Consider the following 19,972-nt stretch of genomic DNA (forward strand, 5'->3'; position numbering starts at 1 on the left):
CGCCCGTTCTATATGTCGTCTCGATGAGCGAACCGAGCGTCGACAACAAGGTGGCCGTCCTGATCCTGCAACATCCACAGGAGCAGGACCGCGTGCTGGGAACAGCGAAGCTGATCGTATCGACTCTCGCCCAGGCGCAGGTGGCGGTCGGCCTGTCGTGGCGCAATCTGGGCCATGCCTTGAAAGCACCGGCAGAGCCGAAAGAGTGGGGCGTGCTCTATCTCGGTTCGGCGCACACCGCGAAGGAGATGAAGGGGAAGGGGCCGCTGATTGCGCTCGATCGCAAGGGCGAGCCGCTGGCCGACCAAGCGGCCGCACGGCAGGGGATCAAGGGACTTGTCGCGCTGGACGGGAATTGGGCTCAGGCCAAGGCCCTTTGGTGGCGCAATCCCTGGCTGACCAAGCTGCACCGCTTCGTCGTGGTGCCCGATGGCCCATCGCTCTATGGCGACCTGCGCAAGGAAGCCCGGCCGGATGCGGTATCGACCCTGGAAGCGGTGGCGCTCGCCCTGTCCGTGCTGGAGGGTGATGCCGCAGTGCGGGAGAAGATGCTGGCGCCGTTTCGCGCCTTGTTGGCCAAGGCGCGCGCCGCAGGTATCCGGGACTCGAAACGGGATCGTCGCGTCAGGCGTTAGTCCCTATAATCAGCGCATGCTCGACCAACCCCAGGTTCCCGTCGCCCAACGCACCAACCCGGAACGGTCGTTCCGCGAGGAAGTGCGGGCGCTGCGGCTCAGCGATGGCGAGGTCTTTCGCGGCGAAGGCATCCTGGCCGTCACCAAGGCGATCCTTCAATCCGGTGTCGCCTATGTCGGCGGTTACCAAGGTGCTCCAGTGTCCCACCTTGTCGATGTGCTGGTCGAATCGCAGGATCTGCTCGACGAGCTGGGGGTGCATCTAGAAACCTGCACCAATGAGGCATCGGCGGCGGCGCTGCTCGGTGCCTCGATCAATTATCCGATGCGCGGGTGCGTCACCTGGAAGTCCATCGTCGGCACCAATGTCGCGGCCGATGCGCTGTCCAACCTGGCATCGCCCGGCGTCGTCGGCGGAGCGCTCATTGTCGTGGGCGAGGATTACGGCGAAGGGGCGTCGGTCATCCAGGAGCGCTCGCATGCCTATGCGCTGAAATGCTCGGTCTGGCTGATGGATCCGCGACCATCGCTGCCGACGATCGTACGCTGTACGGAGAAGGCGTTCGAGCTTTCCGAGGCCTCCAACACGCCGGTGATGATGGAACTGCGCATCCGCGCCTGCCACGTCACGGGCGAGTTCGTCGCCAGGGACAACCAGCCGCCGGCCATCTCCCGCAACCATCGTCTCGATGCTCCTGCGCCGCATAATTACGACCGCATCTCCCATCCCCCCTCGACCTACGCCCATGAGAAGCTGAAGGTGGATGTGCGCCTCCCGGCCGCCCAGAAATTCATCGTCGAGCAGGGATTGAACGAGCTCTTTCCCGGTGAGCGCTCCGACCTCGGCGTCATCGTGCAGGGCGGCATCACCAACGTGCTGATGCGCGGGCTCGATCGGCTGGAGGTCGAGGGGAAGATCCCGACGCTGGTGCTGAACGTCACGCATCCGCTGGTACCCGATCAGATTGCCGACTTCTGCAAGGGCAAGCGCGCCGTACTGATCGTCGAGGAGGGCGCGCCGGATTACATCGAACAGGCCGTCCATGCGCTCCTGCGCAAGCGCGACATCGACACCAAGATCCACGGCAAGGACGTCCTGCCCATGGCGGGCGAGTACACCGCCGAGGTGATCACCGACGGCCTGTTGAAGTTCTTCGCGCAGTCGGCCAATGACATCGATCTGTCGCGGCCGCGCGAGCGCTTCGAAGCGGCGCGGGCGGGTCGCTCGGAAGCGCAGCGGATCCTCGGTGGACCGCTGCCGCTGCGGCCACCGGGTTTCTGCGTCGGGTGCCCCGAGCGGCCGGTATTCTCGGCGATCAAGCTGTTGGAACGCGAGGTCGGCAAGGTCCATATCTCCAGCGATATCGGCTGCCATTCCTTCGGCACGCTGGCCCCGTTCAATCTCGGCAACTCGATCCTGGGCTTCGGCATGTCGCTCGCCGCGGCCGGCGCGGTCGCGCCGGTAATGCAGAAGCGCACCATCTCGGTGATGGGCGATGGCGGGTTCTGGCACAACGGCCTGCTGAGCGGCGTCGCCTCGTCGATGTTCAACCGCGGCGACCGGGTTCTGGTCATCATGCAGAATGGCTACACCTCGGCCACTGGCGCTCAGTTCATCCCGAACACGTCTGGCAATCGCCGCGACGGCGAGACGACCTCCGACATCGCCACCACGCTGAAGGCGATGGGGGTGAAGTGGCTGCGCACCATCCGCACCTACAATGTCGGCACCATGCTGAAGACGCTGCGCGAGGCGATGAGCACGGACCAGGCCGGCCTGAAGGTGATCGTGGCGGATGGCGAGTGCCAGCTTGCGCGTCAGCGTCGGATCCGGCCGCAGATCGCCGCTCAGCTCAAGCGCGGCGAGCGCGTTGTGCGCACGCGCTATGGTGTCGATGACGATGTTTGCACCGGCGATCATTCCTGCATCCGGCTGTCGGGTTGCCCGTCGCTGGTGGTCAAGCCCAGCCCCGATCCCCTGCGCTCGGACCCTGTAGCGCATGTGAACAACGGTTGCCTCGGCTGCGGTCTGTGCGGCGAGGTGGCGGATGCAGCGGTCCTTTGCCCATCCTTTTTCAAGGCCGACATCGTGCAGAATCCGGGCTGGTGGGATCGCCTGAAATGGCGTCTGCGTTCGGCGGTGATTGGAGCGATGGCGGGTGCCTAGGCCGATCACGATCCTGGTCGGCGCCTTGGGCGGCGATGGCGGCGGCGTGCTGTGCGACTGGATCGTTGCCGCCGCTCACGCCCAGGGGCTGGGCGTGCAGGCGACGCAAATTCCCGGTGTCGCGCAGCGCACCGGAGCCACGACCTACTATCTCGAGGTGATGCCGACACCCGGTCCGGCGCCGACGGCGCTGGCGCTCAATCCGGCGATCGGCGAGGTCGATGTGGCGCTGGCGACGGAGCTTCTCGAAGCCGGCCGCATGATCTTCAATGGCTTCGTCAGCCCCGACCGCACCACGCTCGTCGCCTCCACGCACCGGGTGCTGGCGATCGGCGAGCGCGCGGCGATGGGCGACGGCAGCTTCGATGTCGGCCGGCTGCTGCGCGCTGTGAAGGAGCGCAGCAAGGAACAGATCCTGTTCGATATGGATCAGGCCGCCGAGGAGTCTGGCGGTGTCCTCAATGCCGTTCTGTTGGGCGCGCTGGCCGGGTCGGGGAAATTGCCCATACCGGGACCGGCCTTCGAGGCGGCCATTCGCGAAGGTGGCAAGTCCGTCGATGCCAATCTTGCCGGCTTCGCCTTCGGTCGCGGCCATGCGCGAGGGGAACTGGCTCAGGCCGTTCGGGAGCATCGTAAGCGCCGGGCGGCATCGAATGGCGTCGAGGATCTGATCGAGCGAGCCCGCCAGTCGTATCCCGTCAGCAGCCTGGACGTGGTGGAGGAGGGGATTCGGCGGTTGGCCGCCTACCAGGATCGGTCCTACGCGGCGCTCTATCTCGATCGGCTCGACGCCATCCACGGCCTTGGATCGGCGGATCTGCTGCGCGATGTCGGCCGCCATCTCGCGGTGCGCATGTCGTTCGAGGACGTCATCCGCGTCGCCCAGGCGAAGACGTCGCGGGAGCGGCTGGTGCGGGTACGGACCGAGGTGCGGGCCAAACCGACCGAACCGGTCGAGATCACGGAGCATTTCAAGCCGGGCATCGAGGAGATCTGCGCCATCCTGCCGCCAGGGGTGGCGCGGCGGATCTTGGCTTGGGCCGAGCGCAGCGGGCGGCTGGGCAAGTTCCACATCTCGATGCATGTGCGGACCACGACGATCCTGGGCTTTGCTCGCCTGCGCGTGGTTGCCGGCCTGCGCTGGTGGCGTCCGCACAGCTTTCGCTATGTCGAGGAGCAGGCGGAGATCGAGCGCTGGCTCGCTTCGATTCGAGCCGCCCATCCGCTGAATGTCGATCTTGCCCGGGAGACCGCCGAACTCGCGCGCCTCATCAAGGGCTATGGCGACACCTACAAGCGCGGACTGGGCAACTATCGGGAGATCGTCGCCCAGGTCGTGGCGCCGGCTCTTTCCGGGCGCCTGTCGCCGAAGGTTGCCGCCGATGCCGTCGCGAATGCCCGTGTCGCCGCCCTGGCCGATCCCGAAGGACAATCGCTCGCCAAGACTCTGGCTGCGATCTCCGCTTCGGGCGTTGTCGTGCGTCAGGCGGCCGAATAGCGCTGCATGCCGACGAGCCGACCGCCAAAGGTGGACGTCGCCGCGCTGGCCGCACGCGATGCCTTCTGTCGCGACCTCGGGATCGAATTGGTCGAAGCTCAGCTCGGGCGGGCCGTTACGCGGGTCCGGATCGAGCCACGCCACCTCAATTTCAACGGATCGGGACACGGGGGCCTGACCTTCACGCTGGCCGATGCGGCCTTCGGTTTGGCCTGCAATTCCCATGGCATGGCTGCAGCCGGTGTCGACGTGCACATGATCTACAATCGCGCGGCGCGGCCCGGAGACGTCCTCATTGCCACGGCGGTCGAGATATCGCGCTCGGCCAGCCTGTCGCATTATCGAATCGATGTCGCTCGCGCTGACGGCAAGCTGGTCGCGGCCATGACCGGGACCGCCTTCACCAGCGGCAATCCTCACGAGATCAAGGACGATGCCCCTCACCAGCCATCATGAAATCACCGTGGAATGGGGCGACTGCGACCCCGCCGGCATCGTCTACTACCCGTCCTATTTCCGCTGGTTCGATCAGGCGACCTATCGCCTGTTTCTCGCGGCGGGTCTCAAGCGCGACGATGTCAGCACCGGCCAATGGAAGGAAGGCACGCCGCTGGTCGCCGCCGAATGCAGCTTCCGCCGGCCGTCCCAGCATGGCGAGAGGCTGGTGATCGAGAGCCAGGTCGAGAAGTTCGGCCGTACCTCCTTCACCGTGCGGCACGTCTTTCGCGACCTGACGGGCGCCGTCGCTGCGGAAGGCACGGAGACCCGCATCTGGGCCCGCAAGGAAGGCGACGCGCGCTCGCTGAAGGCCGTTCCCATGCCGGAGGGCGTGCGGCGCAAGCTTGGTGGCTGAGATCCGTCAGGCCGCCGCCTTGGTCTCGCCAAGCATCGCCTGGACGGCGTGATAGATGACGGCCCCGATGTCGTTCTGGTACAGCCACAGGCTGTTGGCCTGGCCGCTGAAATTCGGTTCGCATCCCATGCCCTGGGTCGGACGGAATCCGGTTCCCAATCCGATGCCGAACAGGTTGGGAAGAGGAGTGCCGTCGGACAGCAGCAGGCGGCACTGACCATCGACGGCATCGCCGTTCCGGTCAGCGTTCAACACCAGCCGCCGGCCCTTCGGGTCCAGGATCGGCAAGGTGGCCGACCGATAACCGAGACAGGGAACGACGAGGGCGGCGTCCTCGATGGTCTTGCGCAACTCGGTCGCGGGAAGCTGGTGGAGGTCGAGAACGACGATACGCGATTCCGGCGACACGCCTGGTCGCCGGGTAATTTGCCGCCAGATATCGCGGCCGTGGCCACGCAATCCGCCCATCCGATTGACGCGCTGGGTGCGGATGCAGATGTCGCCGGGATCGACTTCGTAAGAATCGGCGACGGCGGCGGCGCGATCAGGATAGAAGACCCGCGGTGGCCGACGCTGAAGGATGACGACTTGGCCCTCTGCCAGCTTCGCGGCGGCGGGCAATTGGAGCAACGCCCAGGCCGCCGCATAGGCGCTGTGCGAACCGCCCAGAAGGACGATCTGCCGCCCGTCGGCTTCGCGCATGATCCTGTCCGCATCCCGCAGCCCCTGGTGACCCAGCAGCTCGTTGGATGGCAGGACATGGCGCATGGCGCATTGGGCGAAGGTCAGGCCCGGCATCGCAATCTCGTCCTGCCAGTGCTGCCGGCCGCCCAGCGCCACGACGGCCGAACGGGCCCTCAGCTCTCTTGGCCGGCCGCGATCGCCGGTGAGCACGATCGCCACCGTGCCGTCATCCTGCAGCTGAACCGATTGGGCGGTGGTGTGCAGATGGAGCGCGGAGGCCGGATGCCGAGGGAACAGGCCGGCCATGGCGGCGCCAACCTTGGTCATGTAGCGATCGACCAGCGGCAAGGGCGGAAATGTCGTGCGGTAGCGCTCCATTTCCAGGGTCGTCGGCTCCTCCCGCAGATAATGGAACGCCTTTGGCCAGCCGGGAGCCTCGAGACATTCGAGATAGGAGCCGCCAAGGGAATCGGAGTTGATGCCGTAACGGCCCAGCGTTCCGCCCAGACGTCCACTGCGCTCGACCAAAGCGACGCCCTGGTCGAGCCAGTGCTCGAGGTGCCCGTGCTGGGCCGCCCAGAGGAGCGGGCCAAGCCCGCCCGGGCCGCCGCCTATGACGGCGCAGGAATAAAGATCGCGCGGCATCTGCGGTTCAGCCCAGAACGTTGCGGAAGACTTGGACGATACGGTCGACCACCTGGTCGTCGACCGCCCGCGATGTCGGCAGGTTGATGCCGGTGGCCGCGAGCTCCAGGCTGTTGGGACACAGCCGGGCGTATTTCTCGTAGGGCGGCAGTGTCGACAGCGAATGGAAGAAGGGGCGCATCTCTATGCCTGCCTCCTGCGCCGCCACGAGGAGACGGTCTCGCTTGGCGGCCGGAACCTGAGCCGAGGCGAGCCAGACCACCGGCCTGCAGGTGCTGTCCATTGCCGGCGGAAGGCGGACGCCGGCAATGCCTTCGAGAGCATCCCGATAGGTGTCGGCGATCTGCTGGTTGCGCTTCAGCGTGTCTTCGATGCGCCAGAGCTGGGAATAGCCGATCGCTGCCTGAAGGTTGGTGATCCGATAATTGTAACCGACGCGCTCATGCCAGTAGGAGCGGTTGGGCGTCATGCCGTGGTCGCGCAACTGGCGGATCGATGCGGCAAGTTCGTCGGAGTTCGTCAGGCACATGCCGCCTTCGCCGGTCGTCACGATCTTGTTGGCATAGAAGGAAAAGCACGAGACATCGCCGAACTGTCCGACCGGGCGGCCGTCATAGGTGGCGCCATGCGCTTCGGCGCAATCCTCGATGACGGCGATGCCGCGCTTGGCGGCGAAGGCCGTGATCGGCCCGATCTCGGCCGGACGCCCATAAAGATGGACCGGGATCACCGCCTTGGTGCGCGGGGTACAGGCTTGCGACACCCCGGCCAGGGACAGGCACCAGGTGTGGCGATCGACATCCACGATCACCGGTGTGGCGCCGCAATAGAGGACGGCGTTGATGGTGGCGGCGAAGGTCAGGTCCGGAACGATCACCTCGTCGCCCGGTCCGACGCCGAGGGCGACCAGGGCGAGGTGCAGCGCGACCGTGCCATTCGAGACGGCGATGCCGTGCCGGGTGTCGATGAAGGCTCGAAACTCCTGTTCGAACTTCTCTACATAGGGCCCTTTGCTCGAGATCCAGGAGGACAGGAAGGCGTCGAGAACCGATCGGAATTCCCTGTGGCTCATATCGGGCCGGGCAACCTGGATTCGCTGCGAGGAGCGATCGATGGTGACGCCGATGAGCTTGCCGGAGCCGTCGAGGACTGGACGGAGGATGTCCTTGTCCACGCCCGACTCGTTGTGCAGCCTGTGGGCGAACTTCTCGATGTGTTGTCCGAGCGTCGGATTGAGCAACGCCCCTTCGAGCACGGCCTTGCCGAGATCGTCGAGCGAGATCCGGCCGACAAGGTGGCTCTTGTCTCCCACGATGAGACAGGTGCCCAAGCCGTTGTCGAGGCACTTTTCAATGGCGGCAATCAGGGTCTCCGACGTGCTGCAAACGAAGTCGTCTCCGCCGAGCAGCGCCCCCTCCCCAACCGGGAGCGCTCCCGCTATGGACAAAGACATCGAGTCCTCCTTCGAAGATCTTCTTGCCGTCCCATGCACCCCTCCACGAACGGCTTACAGGCCATCAGACGTGCGTTGTCGTGTCGACGCCAGTGGCCACTTTGTGGCTGATATCTACTTGTGAGTGCAGTCCTGTCGGCGCCCTCCGATGGTCACTGGTCAGACAGAAAATCGCTGCGGCATGGTCGATATTGGGCGTCGGCCCATGGAGCGCGCCATGCATTGCCTTTGGATAACGCTTGCGGATCCCGAACCGGCCACGAACGGGCAGTTGATCTATTCGCAAGGTCTGATCGAAGCCGCCCGTTCGGCGGGGGCGTCGCTGTGCGTGCTGGGCCTGGCGCGTGTGGAACGCTCCGCGCCGCCCCTCGATCGGTCAGATCTCACCTGGCGCCTCCTGCCCGAGGAGAATCGCTCCCGATGGAAGCGTCTGATCGACACCTTGCCCGAAGTGGCGCAACGGGGCCGCTTCCGCTCCATGGCTCTTGCGCTCGAACAGGCACTGGCCGAGCGTCATTGGGATGCGCTCATCTTCGACAGCATCTGCGCGGGATGGGCTTTCGATGCCGCGTTGCGCCATCGCGCCCGGGCCGGCAGCGGCTCCAAGATCGTCTATATCGCCCACAACCATGAGGTGACCGTCGCGCGGCGGATCGCCGATGCCAGCCGGGGGCTTCGGTGGCTGTTGAAGGAGGCCGACTATCTGAAAGTCATGGCCCTGGAGCGGCGCATGATCGCCAGGTCGGATCTGATGACCTCCAACACGCCGGACGATTGCCGTCGCTTCGTGGCCGAGGGGCTAGGCACGCCCGTCGCCTTTCTGCCGCCGGGCTATGGTGGCCCGCGCGTCGAGGCGCGCACGATCGGTGCCGAGGTCCCGCGCCGGGCGATCGTTGTCGGCAGTTTCAACTGGCCGCCGAAGCGGATCAGCCTGGAGCGCTTCCTGGCCTCTGCTGCCGCACCGCTGGCCGCGGCTGGTATCGAGCTGCAGTTCGTGGGCGAGGTCGAAGCGGCCTATCTCCAAAGCCTGAAGTCACGCTATCCGAGCGTGGATTTCGTGGGCCCCGTCGACGACGTCCGGCCCTATATGGCGGCGGCACGGATCGCCCTGGTCCCGGATCTGCTGGGCGGATTCAAGCTCAAGGGCCTCGATTACGTGTTCAACCGCATGCCGATTCTGGCGATGCGGGTGGCTTTGCCGGGTATGCCGCTCGTCGACGGGCACAGCATCGGTCTGTTCGACAGTCATGACGAACTGGCCCGCAGCGTGCTGGCTTTGATCGACGACTTCGAAGCGCTCAATGCCCGTCAGCAGGCGGCGTTCGAAGCCTGCGCCGTGCGATTCGATTGGCCTCGCATTGGCCGCCATCTTATTGGCCATATCAAGCGAGCTGATCGGAGGGCGGGCATCCGCCGGACCAATCCCATCGCCCTGGCGCCAGCCATCGACCGACCAGCAGCTATGCCGCGGCCTTGAGGATATCGGCGGCTTTCTCGCCGACCATGATCGACGGTGCGTTGGTGTTGCCAGACGGCATGGTGGGGAAGATCGAGGCATCGGCGACGCGCAGCCCCTCGATCCCGTGAACCCTGAGCTTGTCGTCGACCACCGTGTTGGGGCCGGGTCCCATGCGGCAGGTCCCGATCGGGTGATACGCTGTCTGCGAGTTGTTGCGGATCCAGGTCAGGATCTCCTCGTCCGATTGCACGGACGGTCCGGGCGAAAATTCGGAATCGCGATAGGCGTCCATTGGCGCGGCATCGACGATCCGGCGCATCATGCGGAAACCGTCGACCATGGCGCGTTGGTCGATCGGATCGGCAAGGAAGTTGAAGCGGATGGCGGGTTGCGCCTTCGGATCGGCCGAGCGGATATGGATGGAGCCCAGGCTTTCCGGGCGGAGCTGGTAGCAGGCGATGGTCATCGACGGGAAGTCCTGCAGCTTGCGCGTCTTGGGATCCTTGATGGAGTAGGGCACCAGGTGCATCTGCACGTCGGGCGTCGCAAGTTCCGGACGGGTACGCAGGAAGGCGAGCAGCGGCGCCGAGGGCAGGCTCATGAATCCGCCGCCGGTCGCGAGATATTTCATCATCTGCGTGACCGCGCCGACGCCGCGGGCCATGTGATTGTAGGAGACTCTGGGATCCTTCACGCGCCAGATGATGCGCGCGTTGATGTGGTCGCGGAAGTTCTCGCCCACGGCCTGCAGTTCGTGCTTCACGTCGATGCCGTGCTTGCGCAGCAGCTCGGGCTGACCGATGCCGGAAAGTTCCAGGATCTGGGGAGAGGCGACGCCGCCGGCTGAGAGGATCGTCTCCTTCGCCCGAGCCTGGACGATCTTGCCCTCCTTCTCGTACTCGACGCCGATACAGCGCCTGCCCTCGAGCAGGACACGCAGCGTATGGGCGTTGGTCACGACGTGCAGATTGTGTGACCGCTTCATCGCCGGCTCGATATAGCAATGGGCGACGCTCATGCGCCGGCCCTTGTAGATCGAGGTTTGCGTCTTCACGACGCCTTCCTGGTCCTCGCTGTTGTAATCGGGGTTGAGCTTGTAGCCGGCTGCTTCCGCCGCCTTGAACAGCGCATCGTAGAGCGGGTTCTGGTCCGGCACGGTGGAGACCTTGAGCGGTCCGGAAGTGCCCCGACCGTTGCTGCCGTCGCCATCGACGAAATGCTCCATCCGCGTGAACAGGGGCGCCACGTCCTGCCAGCTCCAGCCGCGGCAACCCATCTGTGCCCAGGTGTCATAGTCGAGCGGCTGGCCGCGCACCCACACAAGACCATTGATGGCGCTCGATCCGCCCAGCAGCTTGCCGCGCGGCACCGGTATGCGGCGGTTGGCGGTGCCGGGCTCGGGTTCCGACTCGTACAGCCAGTTGGCCGCCGGATTGTCGATCAGCAGGCCGAAGGAGAGCGGCATGCGGGAATAGGGATGGCTGGGCGCACCGGCTTCCAGCAGCAGGATGCGCGTCTCGGTATTTTCACTGAGCCGCGCCGCGAGCGCGCCTCCTGCCGAGCCCGCACCCACGATGATGTAGTCGTAGTCCACCATCAGTCTTTTCCTTTCGTCACGCCTTCGTGACCTGCGAACGCACGTTAACGCAGCACAACAGCGTGAGAAGCCCAAATATCGCCTCGACTCCTCAATACCGTCATGTTCCGATGTGCGGGTGTTGGTGGTGGGTGCCAACACTCCAGCAATCACGTCAACCGCTTGCGGGAATTCGGCTGAGAATGCTGAACCTTGTTCGTATCGCCTTGACCCGGCCCTACACGTTCGTCGTGCTTGCCGTGTTGATCCTGATCGTCGGTCCCCTGGCCGCGCTCAGGACACCGAGCGATATCTTCCCGGAGATTCGCATCCCGATCATCGCTGTCGTGTGGGGCTATACGGGGCTGCCGCCGGACGACATGTCGGGGCGGGTGATGCTGCAGTTCCAGCGCGCCCTGACCACCACCGTCAACGACATCGAGCACATCGAGGCGACGTCCTATACCGGCATCGGGATCGTGAAGATCTTCTTCCAGCCCGGCGTCAATATCAGCGTGGCCAATGCGCAGGTGACGGCGATCTCGCAGACGGTCCTGAAGCAGATGCCGCCCAACATCACGCCGCCGCTGATCCTGAACTACAATGCGGCGACGGTGCCGATCGTGCAGCTTGCCCTGGCGGCCCAGGGTCTCACCGAACAGGCCGTCTTCGACCTCGCCATCAACACGGTCCGCACGCCGCTTGTCACCGTGCCTGGCGCCGCCATTCCCTGGCCGTTCGGCGGCAAGATGCGGCAGGTTCAGATCGACCTCGACCCCGCCGCCCTGCAGGCCCATGGCCTCTCGGCCAACGACGTCGCCAATGCGCTGGCAGCGCAGAACTTGCTCACGCCGGCGGGGACCCAGAAGATCGGCAGCGTCGAATATCCCATCCAGCTCAATAACGCGCCGCGTCGTTACGAGGAGCTTGCCGACCTTCCCATCTATGCTGCCAACGGGACGATCGTCTATCTGCGCGACGTTGCCCAGGTCCGGGATGGAGCGCCGCCTCAGCAGAACATCGTCAATGTCGACGGCCAGCGCTCGGTGCTGCTGCAGGTGCTGAAGAACGGTGCGGTATCGACCTTGTCGATCGTCAACGGGATCAAGCAGCAGGTCGAGGAACTGAAGAAGATTCTGCCGGAGAATCTCACGGTCGCCATCCTTGGCGACCAATCCCTCTTCATCAAGAACGCGATCGGCGGCGTGGTGTTCGAGGCGGTGGTCGCGGCCGCCCTGACCAGCCTGATGATCCTCCTGTTCCTGGGCAGCTGGCGCTCGACGATCATCATCGCGACATCGATCCCGCTCGCGATCTTTGCGGCGATCGCGTCCCTCGCAGCGGCCGGGGAGACACTCAACATCATGACTTTGGGCGGCCTGGCGCTTGCGGTCGGCATCCTGGTCGACGACGCCACGGTCACCATCGAGAACATCAACTATCACCTGGAGCGTGGAAAAGGGGTGATCGCCGCGATCACCGATGGCGCCCAGCAGATCGCCACGCCGGCTTTCGTATCAACCCTCTGCATCTGCATCGTCTTCGTGCCGATGTTCTTTCTCGAGGGCGTGGCGCGCTTCCTGTTCGTTCCCATGGCGCTCGCGGTGATGTTCGCCATGGCCTGGTCCTACCTGTTGTCGCGCACCCTGGTGCCGACGATGGCGGCCTATCTCCTCAAGCCGCATGCCGGGCACGACCATGGCGCTACGCCGACGCGCAATCCGCTTGTCGCATTTCAGCGTGGGTTCGAGAGGCGGTTCGAATGGCTGCGCAGTGCCTATCGCGGATTGCTCGAACTGGCTCTGGCGCACCGTGCCGCCTTCATCGGCGGCTTCATGGCCTTTGTCGCCGTGTCCTTCCTGCTGGTCCCGTTCCTGGGCCGCAACTTCTTCCCGGCCGTGGATGCCGGCCAGATCCTGATGCACGCGCGACTGCCCGTCGGAACCCGTGTCGAGCAGACCGCCGCCCGATTTGCCGACATCCAGAAGGAGATCCGGCGCATCATCCCATCCGACGAAATCTCCACCATGGTCACCAATGTCGGGTTGCCGGTCAGCGGCATCAATCTGACCTACAACAATACCGGGACCGTTGGATCGCAGGATGGTGAAATCCAGATCAAGCTGACCGGGAATCATCATCCGACGGCCGATTATGTCCGGGAGATGCGTCGATTGCTGCCGGAGCGCTTCCCCGGCGTGACGTTTTCGTTCCTGCCGGCCGATATCATCAGTCAGATCCTGAATTTCGGAGCGCCGTCGCCCATCGATATCCAGATCAGCAGTGTCGACTCCAATGCCGCGTTCGAGCATGCCAATCGGTTGCTGACCCGGTTGCGGCAGATTCCGGGCATTGTCGACGCTCGCATCCAGCAATCGCGCTCGGCGCCGGCCTTCGATGTCGATGTCGACCGCACGCGGGCGCAATATGTCGGGCTCACGACGCGCGACGTCACCAACTCGCTGGTCGTCAATCTTGCTGGCAGCAGTCAGGTGCAACCGACATATTGGCTGAACCGCGACAACAACGTCTCCTACAACATCGTGCTGCAGACGCCGCAGTATCGGCTCGATTCCCTGGCATCTCTGGCCAACCTGCCCATCATGGCGCCATCGGTCAGCGCGCTGCAGGTGCTCGGCGGTGTGGCCGACATCAAGCGCGACGTCTCCAATGCCGTGGTATCGCAGTTCAATCTCGATCCGGTCGTGCAGGTCTACGCCGCGGTGCAGGGCCGCGATCTGGGCTCCGTCGCGGTCGATGTCCGGAAGGTGATCGAGGAACTTTCCAGTCAGGCGTCCCCCAAGATCAAGTCGGTCCGCCTGCGGGGGCAGGTCCAGACGATGAACAGTGCGTTCGTCGGCCTGTTGGTCGGCCTGTTGGGCGCCGTCGTGCTGATCTACCTGCTGATCGTCGTGAATTTCCAGTCCTGGAGCGATCCGATGATCATCATCTCGGCGCTGCCGGCGGCGCTGGCCGGCATCGTCTGGATGTTGTTCACGACCAATACGACGTTGTCCGTTCCGGCCCTTACCGGCGCCATCATGTGCATGGGGGTGGCGACCGCCAATTCGGTGCTGGTGGTCAGTTTCGCCCGCGAGCAACTGGCCGAATTGGGTGATGCCACGACAGCGGCGCTCGAAGCGGGTTTCGTGCGCTGCCGCCCGGTGATCATGACCGCGCTGGCCATGATCATCGGCATGCTGCCGATGTCCCTCGGCCTGGGCGAGGGTGGCGAACAGAACGCGCCCCTGGGACGCGCGGTGATCGGTGGCCTGATTTTTGCGACGGTTGCAACGCTGATTTTCGTCCCGGTCGTCTTCAGCTTCGTTCACCGCAAGTACAGCAAGCCATCGTCACCATCCCTCGAGTCCGACGGAGTACCCCATGTCGCCTGAACCCTCGTCAGCCACCCGCTCGACCGGGCGCCGCGGACTGGCGATCTTCGGCACGGTGGTCGCTCTGGTGCTCGCGGTGATCGTCGTCAATGGCATCTGGGACCGGAATTCCAGCGCCGCCCGCCTCAAGGAGAGCACGGACGCTCAGGCGGCTCCGACCGTCAGTGTCGTGACGCCGAGCGACGGCCTGAACAACAGCCATCTCGGATTGCCCGGCCGCCTGGAGGCCTATTACCGGGCGCCCATCTATGCCCGCGTCAGCGGCTTCGTGAAGGCCTGGTATGCCGATATCGGCACGCCCGTCAAAGCAGGCCAGCTCCTGGCGGAAATCGAGGCGCCGGACCTGGATCAGCAACTCGAGCAGGCCAAGGGCGCGCTCGCTTCGGCCCAGGCTGCCGAGGCGCTGGCCAAGGTTACGGCGCAGCGCTGGCAGGCGCTCGGGGTGACCAACGCGGTGGCGAAGCAGTCGGTCGACGAGAAACTGGGCGATCTTGGCGTCAAGGAAGCCAACACCAAGGCAGCGCAGGCGGTCGTCGATCGGCTCCAGGTGCTGTCGGAATTCAAGCGGGTGACGGCGCCGTTCGACGGCATCGTCACCGCCCGCAACACCGATGTCGGTGCCCTGATCAATGCCGACTCGAGTGCCGGTCTGGCTCTCTTCGTCGTGTCGGATGTGAAGAAGTTGCGCCTGACGATCGCGGTGCCGCAGATCTACGTGCCGGCGGTCAAGATCAACTCGAAGGTCGAGATCAGGGTACCGGAACATCCGCGCCGGGTTTATTCCGGGCTGGTCGAGGCATCGTCGCGAGCCGTCGATGCCGCTTCCGGCACCACGCGCATGCAGGTCGTGGTCGACAATAGTAGCGGCGACCTGATGCCGGGCGCCTTTGCCAATACGCGGATCGAGTTCCCGCAGGCACTGAAGGTCCTGACCATTCCGTCGGGCGCATTGATTTTCGACGAGAAGGGGCTGCGCGTGGCGACCGTCGATGCCAACAGCAAGGCGGTGCTCAAGTCCGTGACGATCGCCCGTGATCTCGGTCAGGTCGTCGAGATCAGTGCCGGCCTGTCGCTCGACGATCGCGTCATCGAGAGTCCGCCGGATGGCATTGCGACCGGCGATCCGGTCCGGGTAGTCAAGGTGTCCCAGGCCGAACTCAAGAAGCGGTAGCGCCTCGCGGCACTACTTGCGCTTGGGGCGCAGCGCCTCCCACTGCTCGTCGGTCCAATCCAGCATGGCCTGCGTGCTGGCGCCGCCACCGCCGGACTGCAGCATCTTGCCGCCGTCGATCACGACCGCATCGCCGTTGATATAGGCGGCGCCGTCGCTCACCAGGAAAGCGGCGAGGTTGGCCAACTCTTCGTGCTCGCCCACGCGTCGCAGCGGGATCGTCTTCACCAGTTCTTCGTTGCCGCCGCGCTCCTTGGGCATGAGTCGGCTCCACGCTCCTTCGGTCGGGAAGGGGCCCGGGACGATGGCGCAGGTGCGGATGCCCTTAGGGCCCCATTCGACGGCCAGGCTCTTGGTCATGGCCAGGACGCCCGCCTTCGCCATCGAGGAGGGGACAGTGAAGGGCGCGCCGGTCAGCGACGATACGGTCAGGATCGACATCACCACCCGATCCCGCAGGCCGGCGTCAATCCAGCGTCGGCCGGCCGCGACCGTGCAATAGGCCGAGCCGTGCAGCACGATCCCCAGCACGGCGTCGATCGCGCGGGTGGACAGCTTGTGGGTCTGCGCCAGGATCTGACCGGCTGCATTGTTGACGAGGATATCGAGCGGCCGCTTGGCCCAGATCGTATCCATCATCGCTTCGACGGCGTCGGGGATGCGTACATCGCACCCGACGGCCTCGATCTCGCCGCCGGTTTCCTTGGCAAGTTCATCGACCGTCTGCTTGAGCACGTCCTCGCGCCGACCGCAGATAACGACATTCGCGCCGAGTTCGAGGAAGCGATGGGTCATCGAGCGGCCGAGACCGGTGCCGCCCCCGGTCACGAGAATGCGTTTGCCCTTCAGCAGATCCGGTTGGAACATCGCTTCCTCCTAGTTTTTCTTGATTTCTTCCAACGCGATACCCGTGGCGATCAGCTTGTCGATCTCCTGCGCCGTGAAGCCACGCTCGGCAAGAACGGCGCGCGTATCGAGGCCGAACTTCTTCGGCTTGCTGCGGACCTGCGCCGGCGTCCGCGACAGCTTCACGGGATTGCCGACATTGCGATAGCCGTCCTTCTCCCACACCATGTTGCGGTGCCTGGTGTGAGGATGCTCCATCACATCGGGCACCTCCAGCACCGCGCCCGACGGTACGCCGCCCTTCATCAATTCCTGCGAGAAGGTCTCGGCGTCGCGGTCCTTCAGGAGTTCGCGCAGCTCGGCTTCGAGCGCCGGCTTGTTAGCGACGCGGTCCTTGTTGGTCTTGAAGCGGGGATCGTCGGCGAGCTCCGGCTTGCCAAGCATCTGGGTCAGCTTGCGGAACTGTCCGTCATTCCCGGCGCCGACGACGATGTTGCGGGTCCTGGTCGGGAAGTTGGAATAGGGGGCCAGGCTGCCATGGCTGTTACCGACCAGCTTCGGCTTCTGGCCCGCTACGAAATAGTTCGGCGCATGAGGCTGGTGCAGTGCGACCGCGCTGTCATAGAGCGTGGCATCGACGAACTGGCCCTTGCCGGAACGATTGCGCTCGTAGAGCGCCATGAGGATGCCGATGCAGGCGTTCATGCCCGTCGAGAGATCGACCACCGGTACGCCGATCCGTACCGGGCCGCTGTCCGGTGACCCATTGACCGAAACCAGGCCAGCCGAGGCCTGGACCATGGCATCGTAGCCCGGAAAGCCGCCCAGCGGGCCATCGGCGCCGAAGCCCGACACGCGCGCATGGACGAGGCGCGGGAACTTCTTGGACAGGGTGTCGGCGTAGCCGATGCCCCACTTCTCCATGGTCCCGGTCTTGAAGTTGTCGATCAGCACGTCGGTGTCTTCGAGCAGCCGTAGCAGCACGTCGCGGCCTTCGGGCTTGGACAGGTCGAGCGCCATGGTGCGCTTGTTGCGGTTGATACCGGCGAAGTAGGCCGAGATGCCTTCCTTGTCGAAAGGCGGTCCCCAGCCACGCGTCTCGTCGCCCTGCGGCGGCTCGATCTTGATCACCTCGGCCCCATGATCGGCCAGCATCTGACCGCAATAGGGGCCCCCCAGAACGCGCGACAGATCGACAACCTTCAGCCCTTCCAACGCACCCTTGCTGCCCTCAGGCATCTCGTTCCACTCCTCGAACTCGAACCGAAGGCGGGGTTATAGACCATCAACCGTAGCACCGGTACCGTTCGGCCATGATCGAACGCGAACCGGATATCGCCACGCAAGACAGTGCCCGGACAATCTGTTCCGGCTGAGGTCATCGGTTGATTGCGCAGTCCAACCGTTGCCCCAGCGGTTTCAGCGGCGTCGAGGAGGAGGAGTTTCGATGTTGAACGGCATCCATGGTCATCAGGACATCGAGCGTGTCGTCTACGGTCGTCCCGCCGGTGCGGCCGTGCTGGCGGAGGCGGAGCGGCTCGGGGCCGAGCGGGTCTTCCTGACGACTTCGAAGTCCGTGGCGTCGACTGAACTGCTTGCGAGCATCAAGCAGAGCATTGGGCACCGCTGCGCCGGCGTCTATGGCGGCATCACCGCGCACTCACCGCGTTCTTGCGTGATCGAAGGCGCCCGGCTGGCAACGCAGGCGAAGGCGGACCTCATCGTGGCCGTGGGTGGTGGCTCGGTGATCGACGCCACGAAGGTGATGCTGATCGCCTTGTGGCAGGGGGCGGAGTCCATCGAAGACCTTGATCGCTACCGCGCGGGCAGGCCGAAGGAAGGGGCGGCTCCTCCTGCGGAAGCGATCAGGCCACCGGCCAACGCGATCCGGATGCTCGCTGTGCCGACCACGCTCTCGGCGGCGGAGTTCAACGCTTTCGCCGGCATCACCGATACCCGCTACGGGATCAAGGAGAGCTTTGGCCACCGCTTGATCGTGCCGCGCGTGATCGTGCTCGATCCGGCAGCGACACTCGCCACGCCGATGGATCTGATGCTATCGACAGGACTCAAGGCCGTCGATCACGCGGTCGAGCGGCTGTGCTCGCAGCAAGCCCATCCTTTCGTGCTCGGCACGTCCACCGAAGCGCTCAAGCTCCTGGCTGCGGCGTTACCGGCGCACAAGGCCAAGCCGGACGATATGGAAACGCGCCTCAACCTCCAGTTCGGCATGTGGCTGTCGATCGGCGCCGGCACGTCGGGCGTCGGCGTGGGCGCCAGTCACGGCATTGGCCATGTGCTCGGCGCCGCCTGTCACGTGCCGCATGGCCATACCTCCTGCGTGATGCTGCCGTCGGTTCTGCGGTGGAACCTGCCCGCCAACGCCGACCGGCAGAAGCGCGTAAGCGAGGCGTTCGGTCGGCCCGGCGTGGCAGCGGCCGATCTGATTGCCGAACTGGTCCAGTCCCTGGGATTGCCTCGACGGCTGTCAGATGTCGGTGTGGGCCGTGATCGCTTCCGCGAAGTCGCGGAAAAGTCGATGCACGATCGGGCGGTGCTGAACAATCCGCGGCCGATTACGCAACCAGCCCAGGTGATGGAGATCCTCGAACTCGCCGCCTGACGGGGCAGCATGACTACATGAATTCTTCTCGCCCGGCGCGCTCCTTGGCGGAGCTATCCTCGTATCCGATATGGGACAGCCGGAGTCAGGAGCGGTCATGCAGACAGCTACGGTTACCGAACAGGGACGCGCCAGCCCGATGCCCGCGCAGTGGGTGGAGGCACCCGTCAACTATCTCGCCGATCTCAGCATCAAGCCCGTCACCTACAATCCGCCAGCCGGGACGGGGGTGCCGCGGCGCGAGGGAAACTACAGGGACTTCTTCGTGCGCGTCCATGACGCGCGGCCCTACGCGGCCAGCCTGTCGCTGGACAAGCAGGCTTTCATCCTTGCCCGGCACGACACGCACGTGCGGGACTTCTACGACGAGGCGGACCTGCGGTCGGTGTACTTCCCCGAGGTCGAGGCCCTGATCAAGCGCGAGACGGGAGCGTCCAAGGTGGTCGTCTTCGACCATACGATCCGGACCGCCGACCGCGCGGTCGAGCGTGGGCTGCGGACTCCCGTGCGCAGCGTTCACAACGACTACACCGAACGGTCAGGGCCGCAGCGCGTGCGCGATCTGCTGCCTGCGGATGAAGCCGAGGCTCGTCTGCGCAAGCGCTTTGCGGAGTACAACGTGTGGCGGAACATTGCGCACGATCCCATCGAGATGGCGCCCTTGGGATTCGTCGATGCCGGCACGATCGCGCCGCGTGATCTCGCCGTGTGCGACCTGGTCTATGCCGACCGCGTGGGGGAGATCTATCAGGGCGTGTACAACGCCGATCATCGCTGGCACTACTTCCCGTCGATGACGCGGGAGGAAGCGATCCTCATCAAGTGCTACGATTCGGTGACGGACGGCCGGGCGCGCTTCTCGCTGCATTCGGCCTTCGACGATCCGACGTCACCCACCGATCCCAGGCCGCGTCAGAGCATCGAGGTCAGGACCTTCGCCTTCTTCGACTGACGCCTTGTTCGAGTG

At 64.9% G+C, this 19,972-nt stretch carries 15 protein-coding genes; 10 read left to right on the forward strand and 5 right to left on the reverse strand.

What is annotated here, in order from left to right:
• Positions 1-23 precede the first annotated feature (23 nt).
• The 5 genes from B5D62_RS20580 to B5D62_RS20600 are packed head-to-tail and all read left to right on the forward strand — an operon-like array spanning position 24 to position 5,153.
• Positions 24-635 (forward strand): DTW domain-containing protein, encoded by a 612-nt coding sequence (locus B5D62_RS20580; RefSeq protein ID WP_139373998.1) that lies wholly within the window; start codon positions 24-26, stop codon positions 633-635.
• A 16-nt stretch (positions 636-651) separates the two neighbouring features.
• The gene (locus B5D62_RS20585; RefSeq protein WP_085935828.1) at positions 652-2,802 is read left to right on the forward strand and encodes a thiamine pyrophosphate-dependent enzyme; all 2,151 of its coding nucleotides are present in this window, start codon (positions 652-654) and stop codon (positions 2,800-2,802) included.
• Positions 2,795-4,300 carry an indolepyruvate oxidoreductase subunit beta family protein gene (locus tag B5D62_RS20590; protein WP_085935829.1) on the forward strand — a complete coding sequence of 502 codons (1,506 nt, stop codon included), beginning with the start codon at positions 2,795-2,797 and terminating at the stop codon, positions 4,298-4,300. The genes B5D62_RS20585 and B5D62_RS20590 overlap by 8 nt, the downstream gene beginning before the upstream one ends.
• 6 nt (positions 4,301-4,306) lie before the next feature.
• On the forward strand, positions 4,307-4,756 hold the full coding sequence (locus B5D62_RS20595; protein WP_085935830.1) for a PaaI family thioesterase: 450 nt from the start codon (positions 4,307-4,309) through the stop codon (positions 4,754-4,756).
• Positions 4,734-5,153, forward strand: a complete 420-nt coding sequence (locus B5D62_RS20600; RefSeq protein WP_085935831.1) for an acyl-CoA thioesterase — start codon at positions 4,734-4,736, stop codon at positions 5,151-5,153. Before B5D62_RS20595 ends, B5D62_RS20600 begins: the two co-directional genes overlap by 23 nt.
• A gap of 6 nt (positions 5,154-5,159) precedes the next feature.
• Here B5D62_RS20600 and B5D62_RS20605 read toward each other — a convergent pair whose 3' ends face one another.
• Positions 5,160-6,482, reverse strand: coding sequence for a hypothetical protein (locus tag B5D62_RS20605; RefSeq protein ID WP_085935832.1), 1,323 nt, complete (start codon positions 6,480-6,482; stop codon positions 5,160-5,162).
• Positions 6,483-6,489: 7 nt separating this feature from the next.
• Positions 6,490-7,935 (reverse strand): aminotransferase class I/II-fold pyridoxal phosphate-dependent enzyme, encoded by a 1,446-nt coding sequence (locus tag B5D62_RS20610; protein ID WP_218191174.1) that lies wholly within the window; start codon positions 7,933-7,935, stop codon positions 6,490-6,492.
• Positions 7,936-8,152: 217 nt separating this feature from the next.
• Here B5D62_RS20610 and B5D62_RS20615 point away from each other — a divergent pair, with 217 nt between their 5' ends.
• Complete coding sequence (locus B5D62_RS20615) at positions 8,153-9,412, forward strand: glycosyltransferase (protein WP_170921044.1); 1,260 nt, start codon at positions 8,153-8,155, stop codon at positions 9,410-9,412.
• On the opposite strand, the gene B5D62_RS20620 is transcribed toward B5D62_RS20615, so the two are convergent.
• Positions 9,396-10,991, reverse strand: coding sequence for a GMC family oxidoreductase (locus B5D62_RS20620; protein ID WP_085935834.1), 1,596 nt, complete (start codon positions 10,989-10,991; stop codon positions 9,396-9,398). The two genes, B5D62_RS20615 and B5D62_RS20620, sit on opposite strands and share 17 nt — an antisense overlap.
• Positions 10,992-11,173: 182 nt before the next feature.
• On the opposite strand from B5D62_RS20620, the gene B5D62_RS20625 reads away from it, so the two are divergent.
• Positions 11,174-14,365, forward strand: coding sequence for an efflux RND transporter permease subunit (locus B5D62_RS20625; protein WP_085935835.1), 3,192 nt, complete (start codon positions 11,174-11,176; stop codon positions 14,363-14,365).
• Positions 14,355-15,536, forward strand: a complete 1,182-nt coding sequence (locus B5D62_RS20630) for an efflux RND transporter periplasmic adaptor subunit (protein WP_085935836.1) — start codon at positions 14,355-14,357, stop codon at positions 15,534-15,536. The genes B5D62_RS20625 and B5D62_RS20630 overlap by 11 nt, the downstream gene beginning before the upstream one ends.
• A gap of 12 nt (positions 15,537-15,548) precedes the next feature.
• Here B5D62_RS20630 and B5D62_RS20635 read toward each other — a convergent pair whose 3' ends face one another.
• Together B5D62_RS20635 and B5D62_RS20640 are read right to left on the reverse strand one after the other, a co-directional pair.
• Positions 15,549-16,403 carry an SDR family oxidoreductase gene (locus tag B5D62_RS20635; RefSeq protein WP_085935837.1) on the reverse strand — a complete coding sequence of 285 codons (855 nt, stop codon included), beginning with the start codon at positions 16,401-16,403 and terminating at the stop codon, positions 15,549-15,551.
• 9 nt (positions 16,404-16,412) lie between these two features.
• Complete coding sequence (locus B5D62_RS20640; protein ID WP_085935838.1) at positions 16,413-17,621, reverse strand: CaiB/BaiF CoA transferase family protein; 1,209 nt, start codon at positions 17,619-17,621, stop codon at positions 16,413-16,415.
• A gap of 208 nt (positions 17,622-17,829) precedes the next feature.
• On the opposite strand from B5D62_RS20640, the gene B5D62_RS20645 reads away from it, so the two are divergent.
• On the forward strand, positions 17,830-19,005 hold the full coding sequence (locus B5D62_RS20645; RefSeq protein WP_085935839.1) for an iron-containing alcohol dehydrogenase: 1,176 nt from the start codon (positions 17,830-17,832) through the stop codon (positions 19,003-19,005).
• 97 nt (positions 19,006-19,102) lie between these two features.
• Positions 19,103-19,957: a CmcJ/NvfI family oxidoreductase gene (locus B5D62_RS20650; RefSeq protein WP_218191176.1), complete on the forward strand. Its 855-nt coding sequence runs from the start codon at positions 19,103-19,105 to the stop codon at positions 19,955-19,957.
• Positions 19,958-19,972 lie beyond the last annotated feature (15 nt).

This window comes from Enhydrobacter aerosaccus (assembly GCF_900167455.1).
Lineage (GTDB): Bacteria > Pseudomonadota > Alphaproteobacteria > Reyranellales > Reyranellaceae > Reyranella > Reyranella aerosaccus.

Excerpts from the sequence above, each read along its gene's own strand:
- B5D62_RS20580 (WP_139373998.1), top strand. The coding sequence starts at position 24 with ATGAGCGAACCGAGCGTCGACAACAAGGTGGCCGTCCTGATCCTGCAA.
- B5D62_RS20645 (WP_085935839.1), top strand. The coding sequence starts at position 17,830 with ATGTTGAACGGCATCCATGGTCATCAGGACATCGAGCGTGTCGTCTAC.
- B5D62_RS20615 (WP_170921044.1), top strand. The coding sequence starts at position 8,153 with ATGCATTGCCTTTGGATAACGCTTGCGGATCCCGAACCGGCCACGAAC.
- B5D62_RS20650 (WP_218191176.1), top strand. The coding sequence starts at position 19,103 with ATGCAGACAGCTACGGTTACCGAACAGGGACGCGCCAGCCCGATGCCC.
- B5D62_RS20620 (WP_085935834.1), bottom strand. The coding sequence starts at position 10,991 with ATGGTGGACTACGACTACATCATCGTGGGTGCGGGCTCGGCAGGAGGC.
- B5D62_RS20640 (WP_085935838.1), bottom strand. The coding sequence starts at position 17,621 with ATGCCTGAGGGCAGCAAGGGTGCGTTGGAAGGGCTGAAGGTTGTCGAT.
- B5D62_RS20600 (WP_085935831.1), top strand. The coding sequence starts at position 4,734 with ATGCCCCTCACCAGCCATCATGAAATCACCGTGGAATGGGGCGACTGC.
- B5D62_RS20625 (WP_085935835.1), top strand. The coding sequence starts at position 11,174 with ATGCTGAACCTTGTTCGTATCGCCTTGACCCGGCCCTACACGTTCGTC.
- B5D62_RS20585 (WP_085935828.1), top strand. The coding sequence starts at position 652 with ATGCTCGACCAACCCCAGGTTCCCGTCGCCCAACGCACCAACCCGGAA.
- B5D62_RS20605 (WP_085935832.1), bottom strand. The coding sequence starts at position 6,482 with ATGCCGCGCGATCTTTATTCCTGCGCCGTCATAGGCGGCGGCCCGGGC.
- B5D62_RS20635 (WP_085935837.1), bottom strand. The coding sequence starts at position 16,403 with ATGTTCCAACCGGATCTGCTGAAGGGCAAACGCATTCTCGTGACCGGG.
- B5D62_RS20595 (WP_085935830.1), top strand. The coding sequence starts at position 4,307 with ATGCCGACGAGCCGACCGCCAAAGGTGGACGTCGCCGCGCTGGCCGCA.
- B5D62_RS20630 (WP_085935836.1), top strand. The coding sequence starts at position 14,355 with ATGTCGCCTGAACCCTCGTCAGCCACCCGCTCGACCGGGCGCCGCGGA.
- B5D62_RS20610 (WP_218191174.1), bottom strand. The coding sequence starts at position 7,935 with ATGTCTTTGTCCATAGCGGGAGCGCTCCCGGTTGGGGAGGGGGCGCTG.